This is a genomic window from Paenibacillus amylolyticus (genome assembly GCF_001570725.1).
Lineage (GTDB): Bacteria > Bacillota > Bacilli > Paenibacillales > Paenibacillaceae > Paenibacillus > Paenibacillus amylolyticus_A.
Genome location: NZ_BCNV01000001.1, coordinates 1,997,938 through 2,014,378, shown reverse-complemented (window position 1 = coordinate 2,014,378; position 16,441 = coordinate 1,997,938). Strand labels below are relative to the sequence as shown.

Genomic DNA, 16,441 nt, shown 5'->3' with positions numbered 1-16,441 from the left:
TTTTACCACTATATCATTTTAAGTTGACTAGCATAACACATCGATTCGAACACCTATAATTTTTCATGTAAACGCTTTAATTTGTATACTATTTCCATGTTATAATTTTTGAAAACCACATTGACGAAGGAGAGTACCCATGAATATCACGGGACAGGATGCATTGCATACGCGTACATATACGAATCAGTTTCTCGAATTAGGCTATGATGAGAATGAAATTACCACCAGATTGGAAGACACATGGAAAGAGTTGTTTTATGGCGATGAGAATACTCGAATATACTATCCCATGGGTGAGGACAAAGGCTATTTGCTGGATACCGGTAATTTCGATGTTCGCTCTGAAGGTATGTCTTATGGCATGATGATGGCTGTGCAAATGGACAAAAAAGAAGAATTTGACCGACTCTGGAATTTCTCCCACACGTTTATGCAGCATACCGAGGGTCGATACAAAGATTACTTCGCTTGGCATTGCAAGCCTGACGGAACACGCTTGTCGCAAGGACCGGCGCCGGACGGTGAAGAGTTCTTTGCCATGGCGCTTTTTTTTGCCTCCAACCGCTGGGGCGATGGCGCTGAACCTTATGATTACAAGGAACAAGCACGCAAGATCCTTCGTGCCTGTATACATCAGGGCGAAGACGGCGAAGGTGACCCCATGTGGGACCCGGAAACAAAACTGATCAAATTCATACCCGAGACACCGTTTAGCGATCCCTCCTACCATCTGCCTCATTTTTATGAACTGTTCGCTATATATGCGGATGAAGCTGATCAGGCTTTTTGGAATGAAGCGGCGGCAGCAAGTCGGGCTTATCTGCATACAGCTTGCCATCCCGTAACCGGACTTTCACCTGAATACGCGAACTATGACGGCTCTCCGGCTCCAATACAGCCACATGGAGATTTCAGGCATTTTTACAGTGATGCATATCGTACTGCTGCCAATATTGCGCTGGACTGGGAGTGGTTCCGCAAGGATCAATGGCAGATCGATCAATCCAACCGGATTCAATCCTTCTTCAGTGAAATTGAAATGTCCGATTATCGTCGTTATACAATAGAAGGTGAACCCTTCGACGAACCTTCACTGCATCCTGTAGGTTTGCTAGCTACCAATGCTATGGCTTCACTTGCTGCGGACGGTCCACATGCTGACACATTCGTTCGTAAGTTCTGGAACACACCTCTGCGTCAGGGAGAGCGACGTTATTACGACAATTGCCTGTATTTTTTCAGCATGCTGGCTCTAAGCGGACAATATCGCATGTACTAAACCAAGGGAATGTGCACGAGCCGTTGAACCTTTCCTGTGAATATTGGGCTTACAGGACAGGTTCAACCACAGAATTTTAACAAGGATGCAGTGATATTACGATTTAATCTAAAAAAACAAAAAACGTTACTGGCTCGCAAGTACTGACTGCGAACCAGTAACGTTTGTTTGTGCAAATACAGGCAGTAACTTTTCCGCTCTGACTGGATATGATCAGATACTTTAATTATTTGGAAACAGAAGAAGTATCATAGGAAGACTGCATGATCTCCAGATATCGATTCATGTTCAGTCCTTCCAGACCTTTCACATATTTATCCCAATCCTTATCCAGACTTTTGGCACCTGTAATAAATTGCAGAGCGTTCTGATCGATGTAATCCTTGAGATTGGTCTGCATCATGCTGGCTTCATCAGCAAGGGACGGATCTACCCACAATGCCCAATGTGGAAAAACCTCTTTCGGTTCCTCACCCTCCATTAACAATGTCGCCTCATAGAGCCGTCGCTCATAACCATCATTGGCATAGATGTCTGTTCCCTGTACTTCGGCGTCCCGATATGCCCGATGATGGTTGTACTGACTCAATGCAGCCCAACTGTCATTACGAGGTTCTTCACCAGAAGGAAGCGGAATGGCTTTATATAGCGGCTCTATCTGATCATTGAGCGCCACTTCGCCCTCCTGTGGTTTGCGCCAGCTTGTGCCCTCTTCTCCAAGATAAGATGCCATAGTCCCTTCTTGGGTGTAGAAATAATCCAGCAGCTTTATGGCCGCGATCTGCGTTTCCTCACTGGCTTTGTTTGTCAGTACAAAGGACGCTCCGGGATCAATCGGATAGTTGTACGTAGCATAAGCAGCATTGGGTCCCTTCAATGGAGGGATGGGATTGTAATCATTCCCGTAGGGTGAACCTTCGGCTGTGGTTACAAATAACGATGGATGCATCGCTGCTCCTGCACCGAGAAGCTGTGCATCGGCGTTATCGCCAATTTTTTTGAAGGCCCCGACATTTTGGGTAAATGCCCCTGGATCAATCAACCCTTCATCGTACAGGGATTTAATATAGGCAAGTCCTTCTTTCCACTCCGGTTTGTTCACTACGGTCTCCACTTTCCCTTGATTGACAATGAGATAATTCCGATCGTCGTCATAGATAAAACCGTTCATCAAGTACGGAATAATGTGCACGCCGAAATTTTCAGTCGAACCGCTTAACGGTACTTCGTCGGCTTTACCGTTCCCATTAGGGTCCTTCGTTTTAAATGCCCAAAGCATTTCCTTAAACTCCTCTGTCGTAGAAGGTTCGGTCAAACCGAGTTGTTCCAACCATTTGGTGTTGACCCACATCTTGTTCGGGTATGAACAGTGAAAACATTCATTCAGACCCGTCAGACCGTAGATATTTCCGTCGGGAGCAGTGTTCATGGCCCGATAATAGTCATTGCTTTCAAGCACTTTTTTAATATTGGGAGCATGCTCCTCAATCAGCTCATTCAGCGGCAAAATAACCCCCTGCTGACCAAACTTCAACAAGTCTGTCTGGGAGAAACGATCTACCCAAGGGATAAGCAGATACAAGTCCGGATAATCGCCGGAAGCCAGTGAAATCTGTCTTTTCTCCGCTGCACCGTCGAATGGAACCGTAGTCCAGTTGAACTGAAGATCAAACTTCTCTTCCATTTTCTTCGTGAATTTGTTAGTGGACAGGTTGGTATCCGAACCCTGGTGAGCAAACACATTAATGGCCGTCTTGCCTGACGGATCGCTGCCTTCCCCGTTCCCCTTATCAGAACTTGAACATCCGGCAAGTACCAACGAGGTAAACAGCAGATAGGCAAGAATGATGAATCCTGCTTTTTTCAATGCAATCCTCTCCCTCACAGATAGATAGAAATGAACTTATCCTTTGACTGAGCCAATCAACATGCCTTGCACGAAATACCGTTGAACAAAAGGATAGATGATCAGAACCGGCAAGCTGGCCATAACAATTAACGAGTACTTCATGAGTTCAGCCATTTGCTGCTGTTTGATCATTTCCGATGCATCCATGTTCCCCGTACTGCTGTTCAGAATAAGAATACTGCGCAATATCAGCTGTAGCGGATAGAGCGACTGTGATTTTAGATAGATGAGGGCGTCAAAGTATGCATTCCACTGACCAACAGCGTACATAAGTGATAATACGGCGATAATCGGTTTGGCGAGTGGCAGGATAATACTGTAGATAAATCGGATGTCACTGCAGCCATCGATGTCTGCTGCTTCGGACAGCTCTTCCGGTATTGAATTCTGAAAAAAGGTACGGGCAATGATGACTTGCCATACCCAGACGGCATTGGGAATCAGCAGCGCCCAGCGGGTATCAATCAGTCCCATAGTTTTAACCACCAGATAGGTAGGGATCAAACCGCCCGAGAACAGCATGGTGAAGGTGATAAACATCATTAACGAGCTTCGACCAACAAACGTTTTTTTGGATAATGGATAAGCGATCATAATGGTCAGTGCCACGCTGATGAGGGTACCGCAAGCTGTATAGAAAAGAGAATTGGCATACCCGGTAAGTACTTGATCATTCCGTAATACAGATTTATAACCGTCGAACGTCAGGTCAATGGGCCACAACCAGACTTTTCCCGAGGAGACGGCAGCAGGGCTGCTGAGCGAAGAACTCACAATATAGATCAAGGGATACAGCACGGCAATCAGCACCACAGTCAGCATGAAGTAAACAACTGTTATAAATACGCGGTCTCCCCAGGATTCACGGATCGTACTGCTGCTCTTGATCCGCGAGCGACCTGTATGTGTCTGTGTGTTAGGCATGGGTTGATTCTCCTCCTTTCGCTCCCGTTACCATAAGCTTGTATTGGACAGTCGCTTGGCGACCGCGTTTACGATTAATAGTAGAATCAGGTTAATCACCGAGTTGAACAGGCCAACCGCAGTAGCGAAGCTGTAATTCGCATTCAGCAATCCTATTTTGTAGACATACGTGGAGATGATCTCCGAAGCAGACAGGTTGAGCGGATTTTGCAGCAAATATATTTTTTCGAACCCAACAGCCATGATATTCCCTACACTCAGGATCAGAATGATGACGGCTGCCGGAAGTAGTCCGGGCAGATCAACATTGATGATTTTCTGTATTCGGTTGGCTCCGTCCACTTTGGCGGCTTCATACAGGGATGGATCAACACCTGCCAGAGCAGCCAGATATATCACAGCGGAGTACCCCATTCCCTGCCACACATCAGAGAATACGTAGATGGATCGAAACAGTCCGGGCTCACCGAGAAAATTCACCGCTTCGAAACCAAGGGCACCTGCAATTGTGTTGACAATACCCAGCCTAGGGGACAGAAAGAGCATAATGATGGAGACCATCACAACGGTAGAGATAAAATATGGAGCATACGTTACCATTTGTACTGTTTTTTTGAATCGTATGTTTTTGATTTCGTTCAGCGCAAGCGCCAGTAAGATCGGAATCGGAAAACCAACGATCAGGCTGTAAAACGAAATGTAGAGCGTGTTCTTGATCAGCATGACAAACGCCGGATTTTTGAAAAGTAATTCGAAATACTTGGTTCCGGCCCATGGACTGCCCCAGATCCCCTTGATAACGTTGTAATCTTTGAATGCCAGGACCGCATTCACCATGGGTACATACTTGAAAATAATAAAGTAAGCAATCGGTGGCAGAATCAGCAGATATAGTTGCCAATGTCGCCTCCAGCTTCTGGTTAATGCTTGCTTCAAGATAGACGGTTTACTTGGTTTCTCCATGGACTTTGTTTCACTGGTCATTGTGGTTCTCAGAATCATCCCCCCATTCTTGGCTCCCAATCGTGCTGAACTCCAGCTCAATTTGGTAGCGCTTACTTTTTGAGTAATCATAGGATTTCGCTGGGGATGCGTAAAGGTACAGTTACGCTGAGAAAGTACAAAAGGAGAATATAGTTCCCGAGAAACAGCCTACATTAACCGCTAGGAACGTCCATTTTCCGAAACACACTCGGGGAAATACCACGTACCCGCTTGAAAGCTCGGCGGAATGAATGTGCACTGTTATACCCGGTAGACTCCGCGATCTCGTCAATGGTCTGACCAGTGGAGTGCAACAAGTTCGAGGCAGCATCAATGCGTACCCGTTCTACATAATCGGAAAGATTCTCTCCTGTATGCTCTTTGAACAGTTGGGATATAAACTTCTCGGACTTGCTCATGTGCTCCGCAATCCGATAAAGCGTCAAGTTTGCATCTCCATAATTATGTTGGATAAAACAAATCATTTCGTTTACAGTATCCGCATGTGCTCCTGCTCTTCTTCTCTGAAAATCACCGCAGATATCTTCTGTTAACTGTTTAAATTTTTCACGCAGCGAAGCGATCGTTTCAGTCATCTGAATGGATGTCACCCGAGTTTTATATTCCTCCAGCAGGGAGGCATCCAGCTTGAATTTGGGTTCGTCCAGCTTCAGAAAAGTCCCCTTCAGCTCCATGATGAACTGCTGTGTCATCTCGTAGGACAGTTCCCGCTCCTCTGTATTACGAAGAAATAATTGCTCCAGAATACGTATCGCCTCTTCAGGCTCCCCAACTTTGATTGTGTTCAGCAGCCGCTGTTCAGACTCTATCGGATAGTAGAACATTTCATTTTCCTTCATCGTATCTTCAAATCTCACCAGATGATCTGTTCCCATATGAATGGCATAATCCAGAGCTTGTTTGGCTTCGTCAAAGGAGCGCCCTGCATCATTCCAGACCTCATAAGCTGCACCTGTGCCAATTGTTGTGGATATCCGATGCTCCCGGTAGATCACTTCCATCAAGCTGTTCAGCTCTTTTTCACATCTCCCAATAGCTTCATTTAGTGGGTTCTCACCCAATGGACAGGCAAAAGCAATCTGATCGGTTCCCCAATCCGTGATTAGAACCTGAGCGTTCCACTCTGTAAGTACTTGTTTAACGAGCAGTCTTGCGACACCCAGTTCATGGATAGTTTCCTCACTGTCCGGATTGGCATATCCGTTTACCTTCACTAAGCCTGCCAAGCCCTTGCTGCTATGAAGAGAAATGTGCGCCTGGGATGAGATGACCTCCAACTCCAGTGAGGTATAGACCTCTCCGGTTAACAAACGTTTGATAAAACCGTCTCTCAATAACGGAATCTGCTCATTCATGGCGCTTTTAAGTGAGTCGTTATTCGCAATCAGATTGTTAATATGGCTTGCCAAAAAATCATATTCATTGCCCCGTCTGCCTGGGGAATCGGTGATTTGTTCCCGAAAAGAGGCCAACAGTTTGTACACGGGTGCACTATTCCGATAGGCCAGAACCAGCCCGAATAACAGTCCCAAGGCAATGGTTGCCAAAGTAAAGAACAGTGTGACTTGTTTGATTTGATCCGCTTTTGTCATGAGTGCTTTCTCCGGAATCCCTGCCATGTAATTCCATCCATTTTGACTGGACTCTATTGATATCAGCAGCCGACCATCACTTCCAGGCTGTACATTCTGCACGTTCAGCTCCGTTTCCGCATCATCACCTTCTCTCTGGCGACTCTGTGCCATTTGCTCTGCTTCGGCTTGTTCAATGCCATGGGAGAAAATGATCTGTCCTTCCGCATCGGTGACGAGAGTCCAGCCGTCATATTGATCCACAATATTTTGAGTAAGGCTGGCCATCTGATCCTGATCAATCATGACACCAATCGTGGCTTGCGGTTTGTTGAAGCTGTTCAAAGGCAGAGATTGCAGAAATGTAATGGCGGGAACGTCTTCAAGCACAGTGCCGAGTATTTCACGTTTATAGTTTCGAAGCGGTATGATTTCATTAAAGTGTGGTTGTTTGAGAATTTGGTCATGCCATTGCTCATACGACATACCGTCCAGCTGATTGGCAGCATAATAATGCTCTGGACGATAATACACGGTTCTTGGTGTAATGATGGCATTGTAGTTTGGAATGTGAATGAAGAAATGAGACAAGTAATCATTGGTACTGCTGTACATGGAGAGGCTCCGCTGCATGCGGTTCATCCCGTAGACGTTGTAAAGATCATCCGGCTTCGGGCCAGCAATTAAATTTTGCAAATCGGGATTGGCGGCAAGCTGTCTAGTAAAGGCTTCGACTTGAAGAAGATTTCGCTCAATGATCTCTTTGCCAAGACTCAGCGACTTCAAACTGTTCTCAATGGAGCTGGAACGAGCCGCTTCAATGGAAGCTCGGTAAGAGGCATATCCCGCAATTTGAGGAATCATCAGAATGACAAGATACGATATGAGGAAACGGCGGAACACGGGTGAAAATTTGGACCATAGGAGCTGCATATGTACCCTCCCTTTTTTATCAAGCGCTTACATTCCTCTGTGATAAGGTAGCTGTTCCATGATACAACGGGTATTTCTTCCTGGTGAAGGTACAACTTCTTCCTTATGGTACATTTACTTACTACAGCCTACAATGCTTGCATAATAATAATTGTCTTTTTGCGTTTGGCGCACAAATATAGTGGTATCTACCTTGGGACGGCCTCCATGCCAAAGCATCAAAATGTACGCAAAAAACCTCCCCAAGACAAAGAGTGGCTTGGGGAGGTTTTTGTTTAACATTATGCTTTTTAATTGCTGACGGCAACAAATTTCCATTGCTGGTTAGTTGCACCCATATAGGTGTTCTGCTGCAGCTTGGCTCCATCCGAAGTGGAAGCGTTGGCGACTTCAATCGCTTTATTGCTGTTCACGTTGATGATACTCCAGTATCCGTTTCCAAGGTCATTCACTTTGAAATGCTGAGCGGTTGTGTTCAGATTGCTCATGAGCTGGACCACTTCCCCATTGGTGTTGGTACCGTTGCGAATGTCGATGACTTTGTCAGGTGAGTTCACACTTGTCAAAGTGTAGTTGCCGCTGCCGATCGAGGTCAGTACCCACTTCTGAGGGTTGCCGCCCAAATCACTCCACTGCTGGAGCTGAAGATTGTTTTCGTTTTGACCACCTGGGACATCAATAACCTTGTTGGAATGCCGGGCTACAATTTTATAGGTAGCACCGGATACAAGACCTGTTGTTGGTCCACCTGTTCCACTGCCCGGGTAAGTCTGAGCACGTTCATGGTACCAGTTAAACAGGAATCGTCCCATGGCACTCCGTGAAGCATCTCCATCCCATTTCAGTCCAGCAGTTGGGTCGGCAAAGGAGCTTCGTGGTCCTTCACTTAAAATGAATCCGTTCATATGAGCTGCAATGCTGACATTGCCTGATGCGTTGAAAATCGTTTTGGTATTGGTGCCAAAACCTTCATTGCTGCCATTAAATAAGTTCCAATAGGCCGAATCGCCAGGTTTGTTTTTGAACCAGGTTACCTCGGTAATATTAATCGGATACTTGTCAGCGGCTGCCTTCACGTTGGTATTCCACTGGTCTTGCAGGATAGAGAAGTTGTCATATGCCCCATAACCAGGGTACCAGTGAACCGCATATCCATAGTTATTGAGCGGATCAGTCAATGGATGGCTTGCCGTCAAGCTGTAAAATTGGTTGTATCCCAGACCTGCCGCCCAGATGACGTTGTCCGCACCTTTGCTGCGAATTGTTGAAATCATGGAATTTTGGAAATTACGCAAGTCATTCCAGTGATCCACAAAGTCATTTTCCCCGTTGTATCCACCCCAATGTCCATTGGCATAGGATTTCACCGGTTCGTTGATCAGTTCGAAGTGAACGTTGTCTGCACTTTTGATTTCCGGGCGTGAAGCGAGATAACCCCAGATTTCGTTGAATTTTTGCAGGTTGGCAGGTGTTGTTGCCTGATCATCCTTCAATGTGAAGTCCAGTCCCAGGACAACATAGACACCTTTAGTTTTGGCATATTGAATGTACGGAATAATTACATTTTGCGTAACGGTCTGCACACCGGCAAAGTTATATGTACCAGCAGCCACATCTCCCATGTCCTGACGATCGATGAACAGACGTACCTGATTCATATTCCAGCCATGATTGCTTCCGTACTTTGCGCTGGTGTCAGCAAAAGTATCGGTAATGTCTTTCAGATAAGCCAGTGTAGCTGCATGACGGTTATTGCCGTGCAGATTGAGATAATAATTGCTGTCCTGATATGTCCAGTAGGCACCTGAGGGTTGATGCCAACCGTTCAGTAGCACAGGCTGGTTGTTGCTGTTCACCAGGTTTTTGCCGTTTACGTGCAGCTTGCCCATCGGCATGCCCACCCATGCTTCGGCACGGCTGCCTCCCCATGGAGCAATTGTGATCAATAAAGCCAGAATGAGTACAAGTTTACAAGATGTCATGAACTTCTTCACTTTAATTCCTCCTGATCTGATATATTGCCTTGCCATATTGCGAGGTAAGCTCCGTCAGAGTATCTCTGATCAAACATATCGCTCAGTCGGTGCCCGCTCCCGCAATCCGTTCCACACCAGCAGGGGGATCCTACGTAGGGAAGGGTCGCGGTTCTGCTGTGAGCAGACGTTCATGAGATTGTTGCATGCCCCCTTTTCACAGATGGAATATTGCATGAAGTTCCTCCTCCCTCTTCCAGTCTGATTCCACTCCAAACGCACAGAAGAACTTAATTTAACCGACGATTCCCGTACGCTCTACACTCTCTACGAAATATCGTTGCACAAACAAATAGATGACGATCAAAGGCAGAATGGCAAGAAGAATTCCTGTATCCTGGATCATGCTCAGATAGAACGGATCGGCCTGGGAAGCTGCACCGTCAGTAACCTGCTGGGCCAGATTATACGGAAGGGACGATAACTGGGTTGACATGACTTTACTTGAAGTCAGATAAGTTGTCGTATAAAAGCTGTCGTTCCACTGCCATACGAAGGAAAACAGCATGACTGTTACCATGGACGGAATGGCATTAGGTAGCATGATTCTTGAAAATGTTCGCCCGATGCCCGCACCGTCCACATAGGCCGCCTCCTCCACTTCCTTCGGAATACCTCTGAAGAATTGCCGGAAGATAAAGATGTACAAGCCGGCTTTAAGTGAATTGGCCGTAATCGCTGTCAGAATAAACGGCCAATAGGTATTAAGCAAATTAACAGGTTTTCCGGCTATAAGCGTCATAAGCCCCATCAGGTCAAAGCTTTTCAGATTCAGGTATACCGGAATGAGAATGGTCGTTGGCGGTACAAGAATCGTCAGAATTACACCAGCAAACAGCCAGTTGCTTCCCCTGAATTTCAGTCTGGCGAATCCGTATCCTGCAAGTGCACAGGATGCTGTAGTCAGCAGTGTAGTCGTTGCAGACAGGGCAAACGTATTAAACAGCGTTGCCCAGTAATCCATTACGCGTATCGCCTCTTTGAAATTGTCGATGGAGAAGTTCTGTGGAATCCACACCACCACTGCTGAATACAGATCTCCTTTAGCTTTGATGGATGTGGAAACCTTCTGAAATATGGGAAACAGGATAACGAAGGAAAGGCCGGTAATCAGAACGAATCGGATCATGGCCCACAGCCAGCCTTTCCAATGCTCCAGCGATAATAATCGTGATGTTGTCACGTGGGACACCCTCCTTTCTAATCTTGATAGAAGACTCGCTTCGAGAAAATGATGTTTACGATAACCAGAATGATGGCAATGGCCAGAAAGTAGACCCATGCCATGGCAGAACTTAATCCAAAGTCAAATTTGACGAAGCCGGTATCCCGGATCAGTTCCGTCATGGCGTTATTGGCAAACGAATCAATGATTGTATAGATCGCATTGACAAAAATAAGCGGGCTGACCATCGGGAACGTAATTTTCCAGAAGGCTTCATAACCCGTCGCCCCTTCCATCTTCGAAGCCTCATACAATTGAGGGGAAATCGTCTGGATCCCTGCCAAAAAGATCAAAATCTGTACACCGGATTGACTGACGATCTGATAGATCCGATCTACGGCGCTGCTCAGATACGTAACGATCCAATCGCTCACTCCGGCGTTAACCATCAGATTTTCGAGTTCAAATGTCCCGAGTGAGCTTCCACCTGTGCTGCTCTGATTAACCGCTTCAATCAGGCTGGTGCTCTCCAGTGTCATAATCACTCCCGATGCCAGAATAACGGGCAGGAAAAAGATCGACCGCGCTACAGCCCGGCCCCTGAACTTCTGATTCAGGATAACGGCAAGGAACAGACTGAAGATAACGATAAGCGGTACGTTGATGAGCACGTCTGTGATCGCCTCAATTAACGCACGGTTAAAGCTTGTATTGACGGTCAGCGCCTGAATGTAATTGGCAACACCGTTGAACTGAATCGCTATGCCTTCCGCGTTAGCCTGAATTGTACTCATGCTGTATCGCAGAGAGGCTAACAGCGGAATGAAGAAAAACAATACAAAACCAATGAGCCAGGGAAGCACGTAGATTACGCCCCACATGGCTTTCTGCTGAGCATACGTACGACTTCCCCATTTCCATTTCAGGAGCGTCTTCAGAGCTGCTCACCACCAGTCACATAGCTTTGGGCTTCCACTGTATCGTTGTCAACTTCTACAGAGAAGTCGTTATAATTGACGATTACGAACCCGCCACCTTCATATGTTGTCCGAAAGACGCCCTCCTCCAGGGATTCATGGGACATCATGGAACGTCCGGCAAACGGTTGGTTTACCTGGTTCACCTCGTTGTAGATCTCGGCAGCCAGATCGATCCATTGCTCATAATTTGCCGCGTAGAGATCATCATAATCCGTTTCTTTCACAACATGGTTTGGCGCATTGAACCATGCAAAGTAAGGACTGGCTCCATATTCAATCAGCTTCAGCACATATTGCCTCGCATTGGTATATGTGGAGAGATTGTATGGCGTCCCCGTATAACCGATGCTGCCGTGTACAACGAGCTGATAGAACGGAATCTCTTCGTCCTCCAGCTTGAAACGACTGCTGGTCATCGGTGCATCTGTCAGACCAGTTACATACGGCAGGGCATAAGCGTTCCCGCCTTCAGCAACAAGCGAGCCAGCCTGCTGCCCGATCTGTTCCAGTGCCTTCTTCACGGAGCCGAGCGCTTGTGTTCGGTCCACCAGCTTTTTCGGATTCATATCGCTGTTTAACTGAGCTGCCAGGTCATTCAGGCTTAGCGACAGTCCATCCTTTTGAAGGGACCTCAGCTCATCTAACATGTCTGCCGTCACGTCCTCCAGCATGTTGGGCGAAAGCACATAGGATGGTGATCGATCCCGGTCACGCCGCTGGATGGCCTGGTTCATCGGATACAAGACCGCCGGTTCCTGAGTTAATGTGCGTGAAGCTTCTTTGGACGGTTTAAACCCTTTTTTGGATTGCACATTCAGCAGAGTGATATCGGGATAGAAACCGATGCCCGCTTCTTGTGTGTATGCGCTGAAATCCCGCAATCCCTTTTTCCCGCCTACCGCGCCATCTACTTGGATGGAATCCGGCAGTCGATGATGAAGTCCGCCGTTAAGCCATCCCGCATAGCGCACCTGAATATTGGATACCTTCTTCTCCGTCAAGGCGGAAAGAATATTTTTGGCTTCATCAAACGTGGTCAAAGCCTCCGTTGAATCATACGGTATGCCAAGCATATGCTGCCTTGTTGTCATGCCACCGAACAGTTGCAGATAAAAGGGAACGTTACTCTGCTCCTTGCTGGCATTCAGCTCGGGAAGTCCGCCGTTTTGCACCAGATAATCCCGATAGAGAGATGCAAGCCCTGAGTACGAGGCCTTATCCGCCCCCACAAAAGCATATCGAACGACGAAGTCGGACGCGGTCGGTTTCTTCTGGAATTTCGGAAGTGTACGAACCATATCACTTGCCTGAAGCGTCACATGGCTCTTGTTAACCACATAGAAGCTTGGATATACGTTGTTGTAACTGTTCAGTTTGCCGCTGATATCGGCATTCACAACTGCAACGGCATCTCCTTCTTCAATGATTCCCAGGAAAGCTCCCTCTTTTCGAATCAGTCCAAATACCGGCAACCTGGCTCTGGCTTCATTCGAACTTGCTTCCCGCAGTTTCATGGTCATATCCGGTCCGTATATGTCTTGTTGATAGGCAGGATACTGCAGCTTGCCATTGTTAAAATGGATTAGCGCTCCTGAACCGTCCGGCACCAGTATGGAGCCCTCTTCTTCTGAACCCCCGGCCCCGAAATAATCCAGTACAGATATGCTGTTGATCGGATATTCCTCCGGAAAATGAATGCCTGAGGACGGAACACGCACGAGCAGATCCTCTCTATCCAGCTCATATTCCATCGTAAGCATAAACAGCCGTGGTCCACTTCGTTCCTCTTCAATGCCGAACTCAGCATGATCCTGAACCAGATCCTCTGGTGTGTAACCGGCTGTGTCAAAAGCCTTCAAGGCCCGGGACAATTGCAATCCTTGCATCGCCTTATCAATCCGGACGTAAGCGCCTTCATCCTTGTCTTCCGCATAGCCGACCTTCAAGGCCCGTTGTCCGGCCTTGTCTAGCTGTGCAAGCAGCTTTTGTTCAAATCGCTCCTTGCTGATCTTCATCGGCAAGTCTTCTATAGATCGCTCAGTGCTTCCAAACTGGTAGCGGACCCGCACGCCGCTTGGCAGCACCTCGTAGCTTATCTGCTTGTGTGCAACACTATCCGTGAAGGAATTCACGGTGCTGCTCTGTCCGAGGCTGTTGAAGAAGCTGAGCTTTGTTTGTGATGACAACAGGTCTTTGTTTATCCCGGCTGCAACCCCATCCTGCTCACGATCTGCAGGATTGCTGCGCCAGATCTGGCCGCTCTGCGTGTGAATCACTGCAATCTCGGCAGTCTCTTCGTTAATGAACAACTGCAGCGCAGCATTCTGCGCAATGCCTACCATGCCGGGAAGGCGGACATCGCTGAACGATGATTTCAGTTTCTCTCCGGGAGGCAGGGAGGGAAAGTCCGTCGGATCAGCGGCAGTCACTGTCTCATGAGCGAGCGGTGTTGGCGAGAATTGACAACCGCCAAGAAGCAGACTGCCCGCGAGCAGCATTCCTGTTATTTTTTTGGCTACGGCATATTTCATAACAAATTCCTCCTCCCTTAGCCCCGAAGCACTAATTCCTGATAGATGGTTACGACAAACGATACAATCTGCTGTACAAGACTGAAGAATAACAGGCACAGAAATGCCATAAACGCCATCGCTACAAGTGTCAGCAGCATCGTGAGCACCGTTTTGGCTGGTGTGTACTGATGAACCGTCATATTCCCCACAAATAACAGATATACCGTCCACGCAACGGCGAGTGCATTGGAGAAATAATAAAAGGCAGTTTCCTGCGCAGAGATCACAAGACTCAGCCAGATCCATGGGAAATGAATGAGGAACAACGGTACCAGTGCAAAGCACGTTGACATGAAAATTTCGGAGAACTTGCCTTCCCCGTCCATCAATGTGGTTAACGACCAGTTGGCCACACACCAAAACAGTACCGGTATAATGACATATACCATTTCGAGCAGACTGTTCAGGTACTTTGGATTACTGAGATTAATGAGAAAACCGCTGTACTGGGCATGCAAAATCTTGGTGATGACCAGAAGCACCAGGATCATGAAAGCAATCAGCAGTGAGGTTCTCTGGTTCCGTTCATATTTCAATTCCCAGTATCCGTCAAACGGATGAAATATCAGATGCAGCGGGTACTGGTACAATTGCTTACTTGATGCCTGCATTCGTAGTCCTCCTTTTCTGCCTGCGAACGATGATGACGGTGACAATCGCAGCGACAGCCAGGAATATACCGGACATCATCCATGAAAAATGCTCACGCATCAGCTCTTTGCGGTACAAAAGAAAAGCTTTGGAATACCCTTTTGGCTCCATGCTGCGCTTGAAATATTTCGCAGACTCGGCATATTCCTTCTGACGAAGCAATGCTTTGCCAATTCCCGCATACGCGTATTCCAAGTTAGCGTTCATTTCAGCAGCTTGGGCAAACAGCACCGAAGATTGATCTTCATCACCGTTATAGTAGCTGCGCACCGCTTCGTGGAGCGTACGTCCGTATTCGGTTGTTTGAAAGACAGTGATTTCACCCAGCGCTTTATCCAGAACTAACATCCGGTCTCCCGCACGTTCCAGGGCAACAGGTGTATTAAATTGGCCCAGCCGATTCCCGATGCCGCCATAAATATGGAGCAGGTAACCGTCTCCATTGTAGGTGAAGATTCGGCCCTTGCTGGAATCCAGTACGGAATACATGTCACTGTCACCCACATCCACATCAATCAGGCGGGATGGCCCTGCTTCCTGGGTATACAGCAAATCACCCTGCGGAGTCTGATATCCTTCTCTGCGCAAAATGTCTGTACCCTGGGCATTCAGCTTCTTGACCGGATCTTTGCCGCGATCCCCGCTAGTGGCGTAGATGAAGCCCTCTTCATCCATATCCAGATTGGTAAATTCCGTTGGAGTGAACATGACCATCTGACTGCGCTGCTCACGTGTGGCGAAGCGTTTCCACAGATACTCCACCGGGTCCACCTGAACTCTGTTCGCTCCAATGAAGGAAGAGAATGTACCATCGGCGCTGAACTCCATGAATCCATCAAATACACCTTCGGCCATGACGTATATACGATCTCCTTTGTCCATAACAATCCGCATCGGTTTAAACTGGAAGTCTGCTTTTAACAGATCCGATTTCGGTTCAGACACGATCTTGACAAGCTTCCCCTGTTCATCCAGATGCACCACCCGGTGATTATCCGAATCAGCGACCAGCAGATGGCCTTTTTCCGTGACGTACAATCCCTGTGGATTTTTAAAATGATCTTCCTTGCCTTCCTGCTCAAATGAATCAATCGTCCGTACCAGCTTGAAGTTGCGATCCATCTCAATGATGCGGCCATTGCCCGAATCGAGCACAAAGACGTGCTGATTGGCGGTAACATGCATGTCACTTGGCTCTTTCATAGGAGTTGTGTTCAGCTTCTTGCCGGTGATAATGGTTGTTGCCTCATATGCCGCCGGTGAAGGAACTGCGTCACCCCAGAAGGAATAATGATACGCATCCGTTTTACCGTCTGCACTCACATAGGGCGCCTCTTGAACGAACAACAGGAGGCAGATCATGCCCATGATGATCGATTTACGTTTTTTCCATGTGCTTCTCCGCACCTCGCTGC

11 protein-coding genes are annotated in these 16,441 nt (G+C 47.3%); 1 reads left to right on the top strand and 10 read right to left on the bottom strand.

Translation table 11 applies throughout. The annotated features are described in order from the left end of the window. Positions 1 to 139: 139 nt before the first annotated feature. Entirely contained in the window at positions 140 to 1,282 is a 1,143-nt protein-coding gene (locus tag PAHA3_RS09000) for a glycosyl hydrolase family 8 (RefSeq protein WP_062834423.1), read from the top strand. Positions 1,283 to 1,508: 226 nt separating this feature from the next. On the opposite strand, the gene PAHA3_RS08995 is transcribed toward PAHA3_RS09000, so the two are convergent. The 10 genes from PAHA3_RS08995 to PAHA3_RS08950 all read right to left on the bottom strand — a co-directional run bounded on the left by PAHA3_RS08995 (position 1,509) and on the right by PAHA3_RS08950 (position 16,433). Continuing rightward, a complete protein-coding gene (locus PAHA3_RS08995; RefSeq protein ID WP_062834422.1) occupies positions 1,509 to 3,149 on the bottom strand; it encodes an ABC transporter substrate-binding protein in 1,641 nt (546 codons plus the stop codon). 36 nt (positions 3,150 to 3,185) lie between these two features. After that, positions 3,186 to 4,115, bottom strand: a complete 930-nt coding sequence (locus PAHA3_RS08990) for a carbohydrate ABC transporter permease (protein WP_062834421.1) — start codon at positions 4,113 to 4,115, stop codon at positions 3,186 to 3,188. Between the two features lie 27 nt (positions 4,116 to 4,142). Next, positions 4,143 to 4,997 (bottom strand): ABC transporter permease, encoded by an 855-nt coding sequence (locus PAHA3_RS08985; RefSeq protein ID WP_036671100.1) that lies wholly within the window; start codon positions 4,995 to 4,997, stop codon positions 4,143 to 4,145. Positions 4,998 to 5,272: 275 nt separating this feature from the next. Beyond that, the gene (locus PAHA3_RS08980; RefSeq protein ID WP_062834420.1) at positions 5,273 to 7,624 is read right to left on the bottom strand and encodes a helix-turn-helix domain-containing protein; all 2,352 of its coding nucleotides are present in this window, start codon (positions 7,622 to 7,624) and stop codon (positions 5,273 to 5,275) included. 290 nt (positions 7,625 to 7,914) lie between these two features. Further along, positions 7,915 to 9,618, bottom strand: coding sequence for an RICIN domain-containing protein (locus PAHA3_RS08975; protein ID WP_062834419.1), 1,704 nt, complete (start codon positions 9,616 to 9,618; stop codon positions 7,915 to 7,917). A 274-nt stretch (positions 9,619 to 9,892) separates the two neighbouring features. Beyond that, complete coding sequence (locus PAHA3_RS08970; RefSeq protein WP_105598719.1) at positions 9,893 to 10,840, bottom strand: carbohydrate ABC transporter permease; 948 nt, start codon at positions 10,838 to 10,840, stop codon at positions 9,893 to 9,895. Between the two features lie 17 nt (positions 10,841 to 10,857). After that, the gene (locus PAHA3_RS08965) at positions 10,858 to 11,703 is read right to left on the bottom strand and encodes a carbohydrate ABC transporter permease (protein WP_082219083.1); all 846 of its coding nucleotides are present in this window, start codon (positions 11,701 to 11,703) and stop codon (positions 10,858 to 10,860) included. 53 nt (positions 11,704 to 11,756) lie between these two features. Next, positions 11,757 to 14,333: a DUF5696 domain-containing protein gene (locus PAHA3_RS30395; RefSeq protein WP_062834418.1), complete on the bottom strand. Its 2,577-nt coding sequence runs from the start codon at positions 14,331 to 14,333 to the stop codon at positions 11,757 to 11,759. A gap of 17 nt (positions 14,334 to 14,350) precedes the next feature. Then, positions 14,351 to 14,986 carry a YIP1 family protein gene (locus PAHA3_RS08955; RefSeq protein ID WP_062834417.1) on the bottom strand — a complete coding sequence of 212 codons (636 nt, stop codon included), beginning with the start codon at positions 14,984 to 14,986 and terminating at the stop codon, positions 14,351 to 14,353. Beyond that, positions 14,970 to 16,433 (bottom strand): NHL repeat-containing protein, encoded by a 1,464-nt coding sequence (locus PAHA3_RS08950; protein WP_062834416.1) that lies wholly within the window; start codon positions 16,431 to 16,433, stop codon positions 14,970 to 14,972. Before PAHA3_RS08950 ends, PAHA3_RS08955 begins: the two co-directional genes overlap by 17 nt. Positions 16,434 to 16,441: the final 8 nt, after the last annotated feature.

Excerpts from the sequence above, each read along its gene's own strand:
- PAHA3_RS09000 (WP_062834423.1), top strand. The coding sequence starts at position 140 with ATGAATATCACGGGACAGGATGCATTGCATACGCGTACATATACGAAT.
- PAHA3_RS08990 (WP_062834421.1), bottom strand. The coding sequence starts at position 4,115 with ATGCCTAACACACAGACACATACAGGTCGCTCGCGGATCAAGAGCAGC.
- PAHA3_RS08980 (WP_062834420.1), bottom strand. The coding sequence starts at position 7,624 with ATGCAGCTCCTATGGTCCAAATTTTCACCCGTGTTCCGCCGTTTCCTC.
- PAHA3_RS08965 (WP_082219083.1), bottom strand. The coding sequence starts at position 11,703 with ATGTGGGGCGTAATCTACGTGCTTCCCTGGCTCATTGGTTTTGTATTG.
- PAHA3_RS30395 (WP_062834418.1), bottom strand. The coding sequence starts at position 14,333 with ATGAAATATGCCGTAGCCAAAAAAATAACAGGAATGCTGCTCGCGGGC.
- PAHA3_RS08955 (WP_062834417.1), bottom strand. The coding sequence starts at position 14,986 with ATGCAGGCATCAAGTAAGCAATTGTACCAGTACCCGCTGCATCTGATA.